Below are 14,520 nucleotides of genomic sequence, written 5' to 3'. Positions count from 1 at the left end.
GGTCGCGCGGGGCCGAGACGAGAGGCGGCCGTGCGGCCACCGGACAGGTTCCGGGTGCGCACGGCCGCCGGTGCTCAGGCCACGGTCCGCTGGACGTAAGGCACCAGCTGCACCGGCCCGACCAGGCCGTACGCCTGTCGTGCCGACGTGCCGAACACCGCCGGGTTGCTGACGCGCAGCCGGTTGAACAGCGGTGTGGCGACCTCGATCTCGAGGGTGTTGGCGCCCTTGCGCAGATGCCCACCGAGGTCCACCACAGGGTTGACGCGGTCGACGGGGCCCAGCCGGACGCCGTTGACCGTGACCCGGCAGGTGTCGGTGACACTGCCGAGCCGCAGCAGCGCGCCCGTCTCCGAGGACCAGCCCTTCGGCAGGGTGACCGTGGTCCGGTAGGTGCCGATGCCGCCGGCGTCGGCGAGCTCCGGAATCTGCGACCAGGGCAGCAGGGTGTCCAGGGTGAGGCTGTGCCGGACCACCTCGGTGCCGGCACCGTCGGCGCCGGGCCGCCAGTCGTCGACCGAGAGCGCCCAGCGGTCCGGGGTGACGGCCGCCGGTACCTCGGCGACCTTCGTGGTGACCTTGCGCCCGGTGGACAGCGTGGTGGTGAAGGTACCGGCGGCCGAGGCGCGCACGGCCAACCTGCCGTCCGTGAACAGCGCGCCGTCCGCGTCGGTCGCGACGACGTGCGGACGGTTGCCGTCGCGGTCGCCGAACAGCCCCGGGCGGCCGAGCGCCACCACCATCGTCTCGCCCGGCTGCAGCGTCACCCGGAACGTGAACGCGTCCCCGTCCCGGGTGTAGCGGGCGAGCCGGGTGACCCGCCCGGACCACGGGTCCAGCAGATACGGCACCGTGCCCGAACCCTCGCGCACGGTGCTGCGCAGCGTCACGTCGTGGTCGATGGCGGCGACCGGCGGTTTCACGGTCTCCGCGTGCTTGCCGTTGCACAGGTAGTAGAAGTCGGCGTCGTCGGTGACCCGGTGGGCGTTGAGAAGCGTCGAGGACACCGAGTGGGTGACGTCGGAGGTCACCCCCAGCTCCGCGAACGCAGCGCCGACGAGGGTCTTGTCGGTGACCCTGCGGACGTTCGGCAGGGCCAGCAACTCGGCGGTCAGCGCCCGCAGTTCGTCGGTCTCGCCGTCGTCGGGGACGCCCGGTGTCAGGGCCTGGTCGAAGGCGCCGAGCAGCACGGTGGGCAGGCCCGCGCGCGCGAACTTCAGCAGCTTGCGGGCGTCGTCGACGGCCAGGGTGGGCGTGGAGCCGTAGAAGAAGTCGCCTTCGAGGAACAGGGCCTTGTAGGCGGGGCCGTCCGGGGCGAGCCGCTTGCCGGAGACCTTGGCGTTCGGCAGGTCGAGCAGCGGGCCGCTGAGGAACTGGTGGGTCCAGCCCAGCGGGACGCCCGTCGACGTCAGCCAGGACGCGCCGATGCCGGTCGCGGAGTAGCCGGTCTGCCGGAAGACCGCGACGTCCGCGCGCACGGTGCCCGACTGAAGCACCTGCTGAACCCGGCCGATGTAGCCCGCGACGTCGGCCACATGGTGCCAGGTCGGCTGCCTCGGCCCCCACGACTCGCCGTACCCCGGCGCCCCGCTGTACGGGCTGAACGCGGCGAACCCGGGCCAGCTGACACCGGGCGCGGTGGCGTAGGAGAAGCCGTGGATCACCGTCTGGTTGACGCCCGCCGCGTACGCCCCGCCCATGGTGCGCAGGAACTTGTCCCAGGTGGTGTTGTAGGCGCCGCCCGCGTACGCCCCCGACTCGCAGGACAGCACGCGGCTGCCCGCCATGTCCCGGCCGCCGGCCAGGCAGCGGTAGTCGTCGAGGTTCTTGAAGCCGAGGGACTCGCCCTCGGGGATGTCGAGCAGGGCCGCCGAGGCGATGGCGTCGGTCTGCAGCCCGTACGGCTGCGAGCGCAGCTTCATGCCGTGCCCGTGGGCCCACGTCTTCAGCGCCCCTAGGTGGTGCTCGTTGAACAGGTTCGAGACGGTCTCCCAGAAGTCGTGCCGGATCTCCTGGGTGAGCCGGGCCTCGAAGGCGAAGATCTGGTTGCTGTTGTCGAGGATCACGGCGGGCAGATACGGCAGCAGGTCGCGTCCGGTGTGCGCACGGAAGGCGTCCGGCAGCCCGGGGGTCCACTGCAGGCCCTTGCTCTCCAGTTCCACGGAGTCCTCGAAGAACGCACCGCCCGCGGCCTTGAGCAGCCTGCGCAGCGTCGAGTCGAGGATGGTGCCGTCCCAGTAGCGGGTGACGGCGGCGGTACCGGCCGAGCTGAAGTGGTCGATCACGTAGGCGGCGGGGGAGGAGTGCGGTCCCGCCTCGGGCTGCTGCCCGGAGCCCCGCTGCCAGTACGACAGGACCACCCAGGTCCCCGAGTCGGGCGGGGTCCAGTGCAGGCGGCCGCTGGAAACGAGGTCGGTGAGGTCGGTGACGGTGTCGGCGTCCAGGCCGGTCGCCTTGCCGCTGGAGTAGGCGGTGTCGACGCGGGCGGCCTGCACCGCGAACAGCTTCTGCACGGTGACACCGGAGGCGGGAGCATAGACGGGGGCGGGCACCGGGCCGTCGAAGACGGCCCCGCCGGTCAACGTGGCCTTGCCGTAGGCGAGTTCCTTGACCGCGGCCTCGTCGTCCGGGGTGACGCCCGGCACGGCCACCGGCCAGCTCGGGCCGAGGGTGAGATCGACGGTCAGCCCGCGTCTCGCCGCCTGTCTCAGCGCGGCCTTCACGCCGTCGCGCCAGGGGGCGCTGCCCCAGCCGTGGTGCGCGGTGTCCAGTACCGAGGTGTCGGAGATGCTGTGGTGGACGGCCGCGATCTCGGCGCCGCCGAAGCCCGCGTCGGCCATCTGGTCGATCTCCCGGGCGATCTCGGCCGGGTCCACCAGGCCGTCCGGCCACCACCAGCGGAACTTCGGCCGGACCGCCCTCGCCGGTGCGGCGAACCAGCTCGCCGTGGGGGCGGCTCCCGCCGAGGCGGCCGCGGCGGGGGAGGCGGCGGCCTCCGCCGCCGGCCCGAGTGCCGCGAGAACACCGGTCGTCAGACCGGCGGCGAGCACCGACCGCCGTGTCATGCCGCCACGGTACGGGTGGGTTTTGCGCATGGTTCAGCCCCAAGTTGTCACGGTCGAGCGGGTGTTGAATCGTTTCAATCACCACGAATGCCGGAACGGTAATTCGGCATACGAAGTGAGGTCAATAGGGACGACAACGATTCAAAGCCCGGCGTCGGACCGTCAGGTCTCCCGGGACCGCAGTGCGGTCGCCGCCAGGGCGAGCGCCGCCACCGCCACGACCGTCGCCACCCGGAACGCCAGCCGGTAGCCGTCCGCCGTGGCCGGCACCAGCTCCGCGCCCCGGGCGAGCAGCCCGTCGGTGCGGCTCGCCGCCAGCGTGCTCAGGACCGCCAGACCCAGTGAACCGCCCACCACCTGAGTGGTGTTGAAGAGCCCGGACGCCAGCCCCGCGTCCTCCTCGCGTGCACCCGACATCGCGAGCCCGGTCAGCGGGGGCATGGCGGCGGCGAACCCGGCGGCCAGCAGCAGCATCGGGGGCAGCACGTCGCCGGCGTAGGAACCGTGCGCGGGGGCCCGACTCAGCAGGGCCATGCCGCCGGTGATCAGCACGAGTCCGGCGAGCAGCACCCAGTAGGACCCGAAGCGGCCGATCGCCCGCGCGGACAGGCTCATCATGAGGACGCCGATCGCCACGGGCGCCGGGAGGAAGGCGAAGCCTGTGGTCAACTCGTCGTAGCCGAGGACGCGTTGGAGATAGAGCGCGCCGATGAACTGGAACCCGTACATCGTCGCGATCATCAGGATCTGCACGCAGTTCGCGCCGGTGAGCAGCCGGGAGCGGAAGAGCCTCGGGCGCAGCAGCGGGCGGGCGGTGCGTGCCTGGCGGAGGGCGAAGGCCGCGAAGAGGGTGAGGGCGAGCGCCGCGAGAAGCAGCGTCGCGGGCGTGCCGCGGTCGCCGGAGCCGACGATGACGTAGACCGTCAGCATCAGGGCGCCCGTGACCAGCGCCGCGCCCGGGTAGTCGGCGCCGTCGCGGAGGCCGGTGCCGCGCTCGGGGGCGAGGACCCGGAGTGCCGCCAGCCAGGCGACGACGCCGATCGGCAGATTGATCAGGAAGATCCAGTGCCAGCTCAGCAGTTGGGTGAGCGCCCCGCCGAGGAAGGTGCCCAGGGTCGCGCCCACCGAGCCGACCGCGCTGAACACCGCGATGGCGCGGGCCTGTTCGCGCGGTTCGGGGAAGAGCGCCACCAACATGCCGAGCACCACCGCCGAGGCCATCGCACCGCCGGCGCCCTGTACGGCCCGCGCGGCGATCAGGAGGGCCTGGCTGTTCGCCGTACCGCACAGCACCGACGCCGCCGTGAAGACCGCGAGCCCGGCGGTGAACATCCGCTTGCGGCCCAGCAGGTCGCCCAGCCGCCCGACCAGCAGGAGCAGCCCGCCGAACGGGATCAGGTACGCGTTCACCACCCACGCGAGGCCCGCGCGGCTGAAGCCGAGGTCGTTCTGGATGGCCGGCATGGCCACGGTCACGATGGACCCGTCCAGAATCGTCATCAGCGCCCCCGCGCACAGGACGATGAGGGAGGCCCACCGGGAGTACGTACGTGCCGGTCGTCTCACAGCTGTCTCGGCTGTCTCGGCTGTCTCGGTCCGTGGGGTGGACATGGCTGCACGGCCTCCGTGTTCTCTACGGGCTCAGGTCGTGCCCTTGGTGCACGACTTGTAACGGAGGCCATCGTGAGTGACCATGAGGGTGCGCCGTAAGGAGGCAGTCGGATGTCTCAGAGGAACACCCGTGTAACCGTCCAGGTCGTGAACGCGGACGCCTGCCCGGTCCGCGAAGTTCTTGACAGGGTCTCCGGCAAATGGAGCGTCCAGATCCTTGTAGCGGCGGCCCACGGGCCCATCCGCTTCACGGAGTTGGAGCGCAGTATCGAGGGCATCAGCCGCCGCATGCTCACCCTCACCCTGCGCAACCTGGAACGCGACGGCCTCGTCACCCGCACCGTCCACCCCACGGTCCCACCCAAGGTGGAGTACGAACTCACCCCAGCAGCCCGCGAGTTGCACGAGACCTTGCAGCGACTGACGGACTGGGCCGAGCGCAACCGGGTCTACATCGCGGAGTCACGGGCGGCGTACGACGAGGAGCACCTGGTCGAGCGGGAAGCGGCCGGCGCGTAGTCCGGCGGGTCGGCGTGCGTTTGCTCAGGTGGCGTGCGGTCCTCCCCGACCCGTCAGAACCCGAACAACTCCGGATTCGTCGCCAACTCCTTGAAGTAGCGCTGGGGTTCGGCGAGCAGGCGGCGTTCCTTGAGGTCCATGAGGCCGCCGACCGCGGTGATCTCGGCTGCGATCGTGCCGTCCGCCTTGCGGATCGTCTGTTCCAGGCGGAAGGTCTTGCCCTCGCCCCAGAGGAAGGCGCAGGAGACCTCGACCTCGTCGCCCGCGAGCAGCTCCCGGCGATAGCGGATGGTGGTCTCCAGGGCGACCGGGCCGACGCCTCTGGCCACGAGTTCCGCCTGACCGATTCCGGCCGCTCGCAGTAACGACCAGCGCGCGTGTTCGGCGTAGTTGAGGTACACGGCCTGGTTCAAGTGGCCCTGTACGTCGGTCTCGTATCCACGGACGGTCACCGGGACGGAAAACGGCTCGCTCACTTCGTTCCCTTCTCGCACTGGACTCTCGCAGCGACTGTCGTGCCTGCTGCAATGAGCACTGATCTTGACATGTTCATCATGTCCGGCGCGGAGAGGCCAGCAGATACCGGTTCCCGCCGCGCGGCTCCGCGTGCTCGCCCACCTGCCAGCCGGCCCGCTCCAGGGTCGTCGCGCAGCCCCGCCGTGCCTCGGCCGCCGCCTCGTACACGGCGACCGCCTCGGGCTGCGGGGTCGCGCGCACCCGGTACCCGTCGGACAGGTCCGCCACGGCCGGGCGATGGCCCGCCGCCTCCAGAGCGAGCGCGGCGGCCTGCACCAGATGGCTCCGCTCCCAGGCGCACGGCCGGTCCGTGGCGCCGTCCGGATTGGTCATCCGGCGCAGCTCCAGCAGCCCCTGCCAGGCACTGTGCACCTCACGCGCCCGGGCGGGCCCGCTCTCCCGTGCCTGCTCCTCACCTCCGACGCGCGCGGCGAACGCGCCCGACGCCCCCGATGCCTCCGACGCGGCAGGCGCCGCGGGCTCGGGCGGCGGCTGCCCCTCGGCACTCTCCCGTATCCGATGCCCGGCCGGGGTCAGGAAGTGGTCGTGCGGCGGGCGCGGATGCCGGAAGGCGAGCCCCCGCGCGACCAGCGCCGCAAGCTGCGCATCCGTGCCTCTCAGCCGTCCGGTGACGGGATCGGCGGCGTCGATGACACGCCGCTGGGCGGCCGTCGGCGGTCGTGTCACGGCGTGCTCCTTCCCGGCGGGCTCGCTCGCCCCGGCGCGCGAGGCTCGTGCTGACCTGTGCTCGTACTGACCCCTGCTCGTGCCAACCCCTGCTCGTGCCGGCACGCGTTCGTGCTGACCCCTGCTCGAAGTGGCTCGCACCCGCGGTAAGCAACTTGCAGGTGATCAACCCATTCGAAGCCTACGACGGAGGTCTGACATTCCACCCCGCGATCACCGGCCGCCCATGCTCGGTCCCCAGTCGGCACACCGTCCCCGTCGCCAGCTGGAACAGCGCCCCGCGCGACGGCGGCAGCCCGAGCCGCCGGGCGGTGAGCACCCGTAGGAAATGACCGTGCGCGACGAGCACCACGCAGCCCTCGGTGTTGGCGAACGCCGCGTCCACCCTGGCGAGCACCCGGTCCGCCCGCTCGCCGACCTCCTCAACGCTCTCCCCGGGATGCTCGGGCGGCCCGGGCACCACTCCGTCGGTGAACAGGAACCAGTCGGGCCGGGTGCGGTGGATCTCTACGGTGGTGACGCCCTCGTAGCCGCCGTAGTCCCACTCACGCAGGTCGGGGTCGACCCGCAGGTCGTGCAGCCCGATCAGCTCCGCCGTCTCGCGGGCCCGCTGCAGCGGGCTGACGAACGCCGCCCCGATGCGGTGCGAGCGGATCAGCGGCACCAGCCGCCGCGCCTCCTCGCGGCCGCGCTCGGTCAGCGGTACGTCGGTCCGCCCGGTGTGCCGCCCGGACCGCGACCACTCGGTCTCGCCGTGCCGGACGAGGAACAGATCAGCCATGCCTTCAGGCTAAGAGCCCCACGCCCCGGCCGCCCGGCGCCCCTACTGCCGGTACCCGCCGAGGAACCGCCCGATCCGCCCGATCGCCGCCTCCAGGTCGTCCGCGTGGGGGAGCGTGAGGATGCGGAAGTGGTCCGGGGCCGGCCAGTTGAAGCCGGTGCCCTGGACGACCTGGATCTTCTCCCGCAGCAGCAGGTCCAGGACGAACTTCTCGTCGTCGTGGATCTTGTGCACCGCGGGGTCGATGCGCGGGAACGCGTACAGCGCGCCCTTCGGCTTCACACAGGACACCCCGGGGATCTCGTTGAGCTTCTCCCAGGCGACATTGCGCTGTTCGTGCAGCCGTCCGCCGGGCGCGGTCAGCTCGTGGATGGACTGCCGGCCGCCGAGCGCGGCCTGGATAGCGTACTGGGCGGGCGCGTTGGCGCACAGCCGCATGGAGGCCAGCATGGTCAGGCCTTCCAGGTAGTCCCGCGCGTGCTGCTTGGGACCGGTCACCACCACCCAGCCCGAGCGGAAGCCGGCCACCCGGTAGGTCTTCGACAGTCCGCAGAAGGTGAGGACGACCAGGTCGGGGGCGAGGGTCGCGACCGGGTGGTGCACGGCGTCGTCGTACAGGATCTGGTCGTAGATCTCGTCGGCGAAGACCATCAGGCCGTGGCGGCGGGCGAGATCGAGGATGCCCTCCAGGATCTCCTTCGGGTAGACCGCGCCGGTGGGGTTGTTCGGGTTGATGATGACCACGGCCTTGGTGCGGTCCGTGATCTTCGACGCCATGTCCGCCAGGTCCGGGTACCAGTCGGCCTGTTCGTCGCACAGGTAGTGCACCGCCTTGCCGCCGGCCAGCGTCGTGACGGCCGTCCACAGCGGGAAGTCGGGGGCGGGCACGAGGATTTCGTCGCCGTCCTCGACCAGCGCCTGTACGGCCATGGAGACCAGCTCGGAGACGCCGTTGCCGAGGAAGACGTCGTCCACGTCGACCTCCAGGCCCAGGGCCTGATAGCGCTGGGCGACGGCACGGCGGGCCGACAGGATGCCGCGCGAGTCCGTGTAGCCGTGTGCCTGAGGGAGCATCCGGATCATGTCCTGGAGGATCTCCTCCGGCGCCTCGAACCCGAAGACGGCCGGATTGCCGGTGTTCAGGCGGAGCACGCTGTGGCCCGCCTCCTCCAGCGCGTTGGCGTGCTCGATCACCGGCCCGCGGATCTCGTAGCACACCTCGCTGAGCTTGTTCGACTGCCGGAACTCCATGCGCGCTCGCCCCTCCGGTTTCCTGTGTTGCTTGGTTTTACCAAGTGGCCGCTTGGAAAGTCCAACAACTTGTCTAGACTGCGTCGCATGTCACGACGCCGAAGCTACGACCAGTACTGTTCCGCCGCCCGTGCCCTGGACCTCGTCGGTGACCGCTGGACGCTGCTGATCGTCCGGGAGCTGCTGGCCGGTCCCCGCCGTTACACGGACCTGCACGCGGACCTGCCCGGCGTGAGCACGGACGTACTCGCCTCCCGGCTGAAGGACATGGAACGGGACGGCCTGTCGACGCGGCGCAGGCTGCCGCCGCCCGGCGCGGCGTACGTCTACGAACTGACCGCACGGGGACGGCAGTTGCTCCCCGTTCTGCAGGCACTCGGCGCGTGGGGCGAGAGCGAACTCGGCGAGAAGCGGCCGACGGACGCACTACGGGCGCACTGGTTCGCGCTGCCGCTGCTGCGCGCACTGGAGGGGGAGGGCGAGGGACTCGTCGAAGTCCGCCTGGACGAAGGGGACTTCCATCTGTACGTCGGCGCCGGCGACGGGCCCGTGTACGGCGACGGCCCGGCCCCCGGCGAGCCGGACGCCCGCCTCGTCCTGGACGCCGACACCTGTACGGCCATCAGCCGGGGGGACGTGAGCGTGACCGACGCGGTACGGCACGGGCGGATCGCCGTCACCGGCGACGGCACCCTCGCGAAGGCCCTGCGCGAGGCGTGAGACGACAGAAGGCCCGCTGGGCGCGGGCTTTCTGATGCTACGTCAGCGATAGGTGCTCAGGCCCCCGGCGGGACCCGACCGGGCCGTCCGGGTCGCCCCGACCCCCGCGTCAGCGCGTACCCGCCGACCCCCGCGAGCGCGGCCAGCACCCCGCCCACCGCGGTCCACACCCACCGGTCGGACCACCAGCCGGACGCCCAGCCGTCCTCGGGCTCCAGGCCGGCCAGCACCGCGGACTTCGACGAATCCCCCTCGTCCGCACCGGACTTGGACGTCACCGCGATCCCCGGCACCAGCGGCTTCGCGAGCGAGCCGTCGACCGCCGCCGAACCGCCGATGTCCTTGGAGCCGACCTGCAGCGAGGCACTGATCGGCTGCCCAAGGTCGGCCGTCGCCACGTTCAGCGCGGTGAGCCGGACGTAGTACGTGCCGGGCAGCGGGTCGTTGGCCCACTGCTCGGACCAGGCGCGCACGGTACGCAGTGTGCAGGACAGGCCGACCGAGGTCGCGCCCTGGGCCACGGTGCGCGTCTGCGCCCCGTACTGGCAGGCCTGGCGGCGGCGCAGGCCGTCGTACACGTCGATCTGCCAGGTCTGCGCGGCGTGCGCGTCCGGCAGCTTGACCGTCGCCTTCACCGTGGGGCGCTGACCGGCGTCCGCGGGAAACGACCAGTACAGGTAGTCGCCCGTGGCGGCGCTCGCCGTGGCCTGCTGCCCCTGCTCGACCTCGGCCGCCGTACGGAACGACGTACCCGCCGCGGTCGGCGGCGCGTCGTCACCGGACGCGCTCGGCGACGGCGAGGAATCGGCGACGGCCGGTGAGACCGCGAGCGCGAACATCAGCGCCGCGGCGCCCAACACCTGTGTGATCCGCATCAGTTGGTCCTCCAGACCGCAACCCGCCAGCGTGACACCCAGCCCCAGACCAGACCCGCGAGGAACCCGGCCAGGACCACGACGCCGAGCAGCCACCAGCCGCGGCCCAGGCCGAAGGAGGCCACGTCGTCCGCCTGCGAGGGGCCGCCGACCACGTCGACGGTGAGTTCGACCGGCAGGCCCGGCGTGGTCTTCACACCGGACGCCGCCGAGAAGGAGTTGGTGACCTGCAGGCACACGACCTCGGCGGGCGCGTCCTCGTCGTCGCTCTCCGCCTTGGGGTAGCGCAGGCCCGTGGAGACCACGTCCGTACGGCCGTCGCCCGCGGCCTCGCCGCGCACGATCTCGCGGCCGTGGACCGTGACCGCCCGCAGTAGCACCCCGTAGTCCGGGTTCACGGACCGGTCCGCGGCGACACTCACCGAGGCGCGCAGCTCCTGACCGGGCGGCACGTCCACCTTGTACCAGCGCTGCTGCCCGAACTCCTCGCGGTCGGTGTAGAGACCGGACTTCAGCGTGGGCGCGTCCGTGCACTGCCCGGCGCCCTCGGTGGCCACCGGCGTCACCACCGGGTCGGCCGCACGGTCCACCAACTGGTTGACCCTGTCCGTGAGTTCGTCGGTGTGCTCGACCGAGGTGTAGGTGCCGCCGGTCGCCTCGGCGATACAGCTGAGTTGCTTGCGCAGCTTGGTGTTCGGGACCAGACCGAGGGTGTCGATGGTCATGCCGATGCCCTTGGCCGCGATCTCGCGGGCCACCTCGCACGGGTCGAGCGGCGCGCAGGTGTCCTCGCCGTCGCTGATCAGCACGATCCGCTTGGAGCCCGCGCCGGTGCCGAGGTCGTCCGCCGCCTTCAGCAGGGCCGGACCGATCGGCGTCCAGCCGGTCGGCGAGAGCGTCGCGACCGCCGCCTTCGCGTCGGTGCGGTCGAGCGTGCTGACCGGGTAGAGCTGCGCGGTGTCCTTGCAGCCCGTCCTGCGGTCGTCGCCCGGGTAGTTGGCGCCCAGCGTGCGTATGCCCAGCTGGACGTCCTCGGGCGTCGCGTCCAGCACCTCGTTGAACGCCTGCTTCGCCGCCGCCATCCGCGACCCGCCGTCGATGTCCCGGGCCCGCATCGAGCCGCTGACGTCGAGCACGAGGTCGACCTTGGGCGTGGCCCCGCCCGTGGGCTCGCCGGCGCGCGCTGCGGCCGGGAAAGCCAGTCCGGCCGCCAGGGTGGCGAGCAGGGCGCACACTCCTGCCGCCAGCCGTTGTGTTCTGATCATCGGCGGATCTTATTGATCAGATGCGCCGGGCTCCAAAACGGGCCGTGGAGCAAGGGGGTTGGGCAGCCGCGCCCACTGGTCTCCGGGCGTTCCCGGCGACATCCGCATCAGCGTCAGCGCCTTCGCGGGCAGCGGCTCGTCGACGAGCGCGGCCAGGTCGGGGGTGCTCGGCTGATCCCGTACGGCCGCCTCCAGCGCCGTCCCCAGCGCCCGCGCCGAACCCGCGGTGGCCGCCAGGGCGCCCGCCACCAGCGAGCCGAACAGCTTGCGGCGCAGCGCCCGTTCGTCGTTTGTGACGATCCGTCCGGTCAGCTCCGGGACCGGGATGCCGTGCCGAGCGAGGCGGGCCGGGGAGATGCGGATGTCGGCGAGGTCGCGGTAGACCAGACGCAGCGGGGCACCTGTCCGGGAGAGGACGACGAGCAGGTTCTGACCGTGCGCCTCCAGGGCCACACCCAGCTCCAGCAGGCGCAGGCCGATGGTGAGGGTGAGACGCGTGAAGTCGGCGAGCCAGGAGGGGGATTCGGGCAGTCCGGTGGTGGCGAGCGCGGCCACCGGCACGACCCGCTCGCCCCTGCCGGTCGCCGCGTACGTCTGCGGCGACTCCCGCAGCACGGCCGCGAGGTCGGGCGTCCCGGCCGCGGCCGCGCCCAACGTCCGGGTGACGTGCAGCAGTCCGTCCGCGCGCGCCGCGAGCGACTCGGCGAACGACGACAGCGTGGCCGAAAGGCCCACCGAGTAGACCGAGATGTCCCGCACCGAGGACGTCAGCCGGGTGCTCAGCGCGGTCTTGACGTGCGGCCCGCCGGGCACTGCGAGCGTGCGCAGGGACATCAGGGGGTGCGCCGCGATCCCTCCGTCACGAACGTCCGAGCCCCCCACCCGCTCCTCGTCACCGTTCCGCTTCAGCACATGGGCCGCCTGCCACGGGTGCGCCGGCAGCAACAGCCGCCCCCCGTCGCGCAGTTCGTCCGGCCACACTCCGGTCACCAGGCACTCCGCCGCCCGCACCGGCACCGTGCGCAGCCGCACCACGGGCCGGTGCTCGGGCCCGTACGCGAGCTGCTCGGCGACGGAGAAGCCGGGCCGGGAACGGCAGCCCGGGTGGTACGGATGCCCGTCGACCACCCGCTGCTCCCACTCCCAGTCGGACAGCGGCCACTCCTTCGAGGTCCACTCCTTCGGGGTCCACTCCTTCGAGGGAGATCCCGCCCCGGCCCGCGACAGCGCCAACGACGCGACACTGTGCGCGAGTTCGGCCGCGAAGTCGTCTCCGTGCGGTACGGCGAGATCCGTCATCAGCCGCGCCGGATGGTCGTAGGCCGTCTCACCGAGGTGCACGACGGTGACGTACGCGTCGGTGGCGTACGGGTCCGCGGCCGGACCGTGCAACCGGCGCCCGTCGCGCAGCCGCAGCGTGAGCCCCTCGCGGCCCCGCTCCCGGCCCGTGATCCACGGCAGCGGCTCGTGCGCCAGCGCCCGCCACAGCCGGGTGAGCACCGCCGCCCGGGCGCCCGGCAGCTCCGTCGCGTACCGTGACAACAGGTCGGGGCGGACCTCGGCCAGCTCGTCGGCGACCTCGGCCTCCGCGGGGTGGGGACGGTGCACAGGCGGGCTCCTCGGGTACGAGCAGGGCGTCACGAACAGGGTGCAACGGCATCCATACTGATCGTCTCCGCCCGAATTGACCTCAGGGAACGAGTGGATCGCGTGGTTCTCATCCCCCCTGCACCCGGTGACGACGCCGACCGCGCCGACGCCTACGCGGCCGGGCCGCTGCTCAACTGCCTCCTGCGCGAGGTGGCGGAGCCGATCGCGGAGTCCGGCGCCCACCGCACCTACCGGCTGCCGGGAGCGGACCGTCTGCTGCGGGTGCGCGCCACGCGCCGGCCCACCGACCCCGAGGTGTACGCGGCGGACGGCTGGCACCGCATCGGCCACACCGAGCTGGTCAAACTGGTCGCCGAGGAACTGCGCCGCCACACCGGCCTGTCCAACCACGAACTGCCCGCCGAGATGATCGACAGCCGGGACGCGGTGGCCGCGCTGCTCGCCGCCCGCGCCCGCGCGACGGCGCCGGAGGACCCGTATCTGCGCTCCGAGCAGTCGCTCATCACCGGCCACCCGTACCACCCGGCCCCCAAGGCACGCGGCGGCGGCCCGGTGGCCGCCTGGCTGCCCTACGCCCCCGAGGCGCACGGCCGGTTCCCGCTGGCGCTGCTCGGCGTGCGCGAGGACCAGGTCGTCGAGGAGGGCGACACCTCGGCGCTGGACGCCCTGGGCGAGGCCCCGCCCGGCTACCGGCTGCTGCCCGCCCACCCCTGGCAGCTGGACCTCGTCGGCCGCGACCTCACGGACGCCTTCGCGGACGGACGGCTCGTACGCCTCGGCACGACCGCCTTCGACGCCTGGCCCACTGCCGCGGTCCGCACGCTCTACGCCCCCGGGCACGACCTGTTCCTGAAGTTCAGCCTCGATGTGCGCATCACCAACGACATCCGCCGGCTGTGGCGCCACGACCTGCGAAAACTCCGCCGGACCGACAGTGCGGCAAGGGCGGCGAGCGGCTCGTCGGGCGGGCCCGCCGCCTGGCTGAGCGACCGCGGATACCGCACGGCCGGCTTCGCCTTCGAGGAGCTCGCCGTCCTCGTCCGCGACGGGCTGCGGGACCATGTGCTGCCCGGCGCCACCCCGTTGCTCGCCGCGGGCCTGGTGGAGGGGTTCGACGGCAGCCCGCTGGAGCGGACCACCGACCCGGGCGCCTGGTGGGCGGCGTATCTGCGGGCCGTCGTACCGCCCGCGCTGGCCGCGTTCGCCCGTCACGGTGTCGTACTCGAAGCCCATCTGCAGAACACCCTGGTCGCCGTCGACGCCGACGGGCTGCCCGTGCAGGCGCTCTTCCGGGACGCGGAGGGCGTGAAGCTGCTGCCGGACGTGACACGGGCCGCCGGCTGGGAGCGGCTGGTCTACACCCTGGTCGTCAACCACCTCGTCGAGATCGCCGGCGCCCTCGCGGAACACCACCCCGGCCTCGACCCCTGGCCCGCCGCACGCCGCGAGTTCGCCCGCCACGACCTCCCCGAGACCACCGCCCTGCTCACCGCGCCGACCCTCCCCGGCAAGACCAACCTGCTGCTGCGCTGGACCGGCGCCGACGGCGCGGACGCCCGCTACCTGCCGCTGCCCAACCCGCTGGCCCGGCCCGCGCACGAGCACTGACATACCCTGGC

12 protein-coding genes are annotated in these 14,520 nt (G+C 72.3%); 3 read left to right on the top strand and 9 right to left on the bottom strand.

Annotation, left to right across the window (positions count from 1 at the left end; all coding sequences use genetic code 11):
* Positions 1-74: 74 nt before the first annotated feature.
* Both JYK17_RS11165 and JYK17_RS11160 read right to left on the bottom strand, forming a co-directional pair.
* Positions 75-3,095, bottom strand: a complete 3,021-nt coding sequence (locus JYK17_RS11165; RefSeq protein WP_222810275.1) for a glycosyl hydrolase — start codon at positions 3,093-3,095, stop codon at positions 75-77.
* Positions 3,096-3,227: 132 nt separating this feature from the next.
* On the bottom strand, positions 3,228-4,676 hold the full coding sequence (locus JYK17_RS11160) for an MFS transporter (protein WP_108006580.1): 1,449 nt from the start codon (positions 4,674-4,676) through the stop codon (positions 3,228-3,230).
* A gap of 111 nt (positions 4,677-4,787) precedes the next feature.
* Here JYK17_RS11160 and JYK17_RS11155 point away from each other — a divergent pair, with 111 nt between their 5' ends.
* On the top strand, positions 4,788-5,195 hold the full coding sequence (locus JYK17_RS11155) for a winged helix-turn-helix transcriptional regulator (protein WP_108006578.1): 408 nt from the start codon (positions 4,788-4,790) through the stop codon (positions 5,193-5,195).
* Positions 5,196-5,248: 53 nt separating this feature from the next.
* Here JYK17_RS11155 and JYK17_RS11150 read toward each other — a convergent pair whose 3' ends face one another.
* The 4 genes from JYK17_RS11150 to JYK17_RS11135 form a co-directional block, all read right to left on the bottom strand.
* The gene (locus tag JYK17_RS11150) at positions 5,249-5,671 is read right to left on the bottom strand and encodes an acyl-CoA thioesterase (protein WP_108006576.1); all 423 of its coding nucleotides are present in this window, start codon (positions 5,669-5,671) and stop codon (positions 5,249-5,251) included.
* 76 nt (positions 5,672-5,747) lie between these two features.
* Positions 5,748-6,398 carry a hypothetical protein gene (locus tag JYK17_RS11145; protein ID WP_222810274.1) on the bottom strand — a complete coding sequence of 217 codons (651 nt, stop codon included), beginning with the start codon at positions 6,396-6,398 and terminating at the stop codon, positions 5,748-5,750.
* A 181-nt stretch (positions 6,399-6,579) separates the two neighbouring features.
* The gene (locus tag JYK17_RS11140; protein WP_108006572.1) at positions 6,580-7,179 is read right to left on the bottom strand and encodes a histidine phosphatase family protein; all 600 of its coding nucleotides are present in this window, start codon (positions 7,177-7,179) and stop codon (positions 6,580-6,582) included.
* Positions 7,180-7,221: 42 nt separating this feature from the next.
* Positions 7,222-8,430, bottom strand: coding sequence for a pyridoxal phosphate-dependent aminotransferase (locus JYK17_RS11135; protein WP_108006570.1), 1,209 nt, complete (start codon positions 8,428-8,430; stop codon positions 7,222-7,224).
* A gap of 87 nt (positions 8,431-8,517) precedes the next feature.
* On the opposite strand from JYK17_RS11135, the gene JYK17_RS11130 reads away from it, so the two are divergent.
* The gene (locus JYK17_RS11130) at positions 8,518-9,150 is read left to right on the top strand and encodes a winged helix-turn-helix transcriptional regulator (protein WP_128801558.1); all 633 of its coding nucleotides are present in this window, start codon (positions 8,518-8,520) and stop codon (positions 9,148-9,150) included.
* Between the two features lie 56 nt (positions 9,151-9,206).
* On the opposite strand, the gene JYK17_RS11125 is transcribed toward JYK17_RS11130, so the two are convergent.
* Genes JYK17_RS11125 through JYK17_RS11115 form a run of 3 tightly spaced genes read right to left on the bottom strand, consistent with a single transcriptional unit; the run spans position 9,207 to position 12,898 of the window.
* On the bottom strand, positions 9,207-10,025 hold the full coding sequence (locus JYK17_RS11125) for a hypothetical protein (protein WP_128801557.1): 819 nt from the start codon (positions 10,023-10,025) through the stop codon (positions 9,207-9,209).
* Positions 10,025-11,290 carry a VWA domain-containing protein gene (locus JYK17_RS11120; RefSeq protein ID WP_108006564.1) on the bottom strand — a complete coding sequence of 422 codons (1,266 nt, stop codon included), beginning with the start codon at positions 11,288-11,290 and terminating at the stop codon, positions 10,025-10,027. Before JYK17_RS11120 ends, JYK17_RS11125 begins: the two co-directional genes overlap by 1 nt.
* Positions 11,291-11,299: 9 nt before the next feature.
* A complete protein-coding gene (locus JYK17_RS11115) occupies positions 11,300-12,898 on the bottom strand; it encodes an IucA/IucC family protein (RefSeq protein ID WP_222810273.1) in 1,599 nt (532 codons plus the stop codon).
* 93 nt (positions 12,899-12,991) lie between these two features.
* Here JYK17_RS11115 and JYK17_RS11110 point away from each other — a divergent pair, with 93 nt between their 5' ends.
* Positions 12,992-14,509, top strand: coding sequence for an IucA/IucC family protein (locus tag JYK17_RS11110; RefSeq protein WP_222810272.1), 1,518 nt, complete (start codon positions 12,992-12,994; stop codon positions 14,507-14,509).
* Positions 14,510-14,520 lie beyond the last annotated feature (11 nt).

The organism is Streptomyces plumbidurans, assembly GCF_019857225.1.
Classification (GTDB): Bacteria; Actinomycetota; Actinomycetes; order Streptomycetales; family Streptomycetaceae; genus Streptomyces; species Streptomyces plumbidurans.
This window is presented reverse-complemented; position numbering and strand designations above follow the sequence as displayed.

Excerpts from the sequence above, each read along its gene's own strand:
- JYK17_RS11165 (WP_222810275.1), bottom strand. The coding sequence starts at position 3,095 with ATGCGCAAAACCCACCCGTACCGTGGCGGCATGACACGGCGGTCGGTG.
- JYK17_RS11160 (WP_108006580.1), bottom strand. The coding sequence starts at position 4,676 with ATGTCCACCCCACGGACCGAGACAGCCGAGACAGCCGAGACAGCTGTG.
- JYK17_RS11130 (WP_128801558.1), top strand. The coding sequence starts at position 8,518 with ATGTCACGACGCCGAAGCTACGACCAGTACTGTTCCGCCGCCCGTGCC.
- JYK17_RS11120 (WP_108006564.1), bottom strand. The coding sequence starts at position 11,290 with ATGATCAGAACACAACGGCTGGCGGCAGGAGTGTGCGCCCTGCTCGCC.
- JYK17_RS11155 (WP_108006578.1), top strand. The coding sequence starts at position 4,788 with ATGTCTCAGAGGAACACCCGTGTAACCGTCCAGGTCGTGAACGCGGAC.
- JYK17_RS11135 (WP_108006570.1), bottom strand. The coding sequence starts at position 8,430 with ATGGAGTTCCGGCAGTCGAACAAGCTCAGCGAGGTGTGCTACGAGATC.
- JYK17_RS11125 (WP_128801557.1), bottom strand. The coding sequence starts at position 10,025 with ATGCGGATCACACAGGTGTTGGGCGCCGCGGCGCTGATGTTCGCGCTC.
- JYK17_RS11140 (WP_108006572.1), bottom strand. The coding sequence starts at position 7,179 with ATGGCTGATCTGTTCCTCGTCCGGCACGGCGAGACCGAGTGGTCGCGG.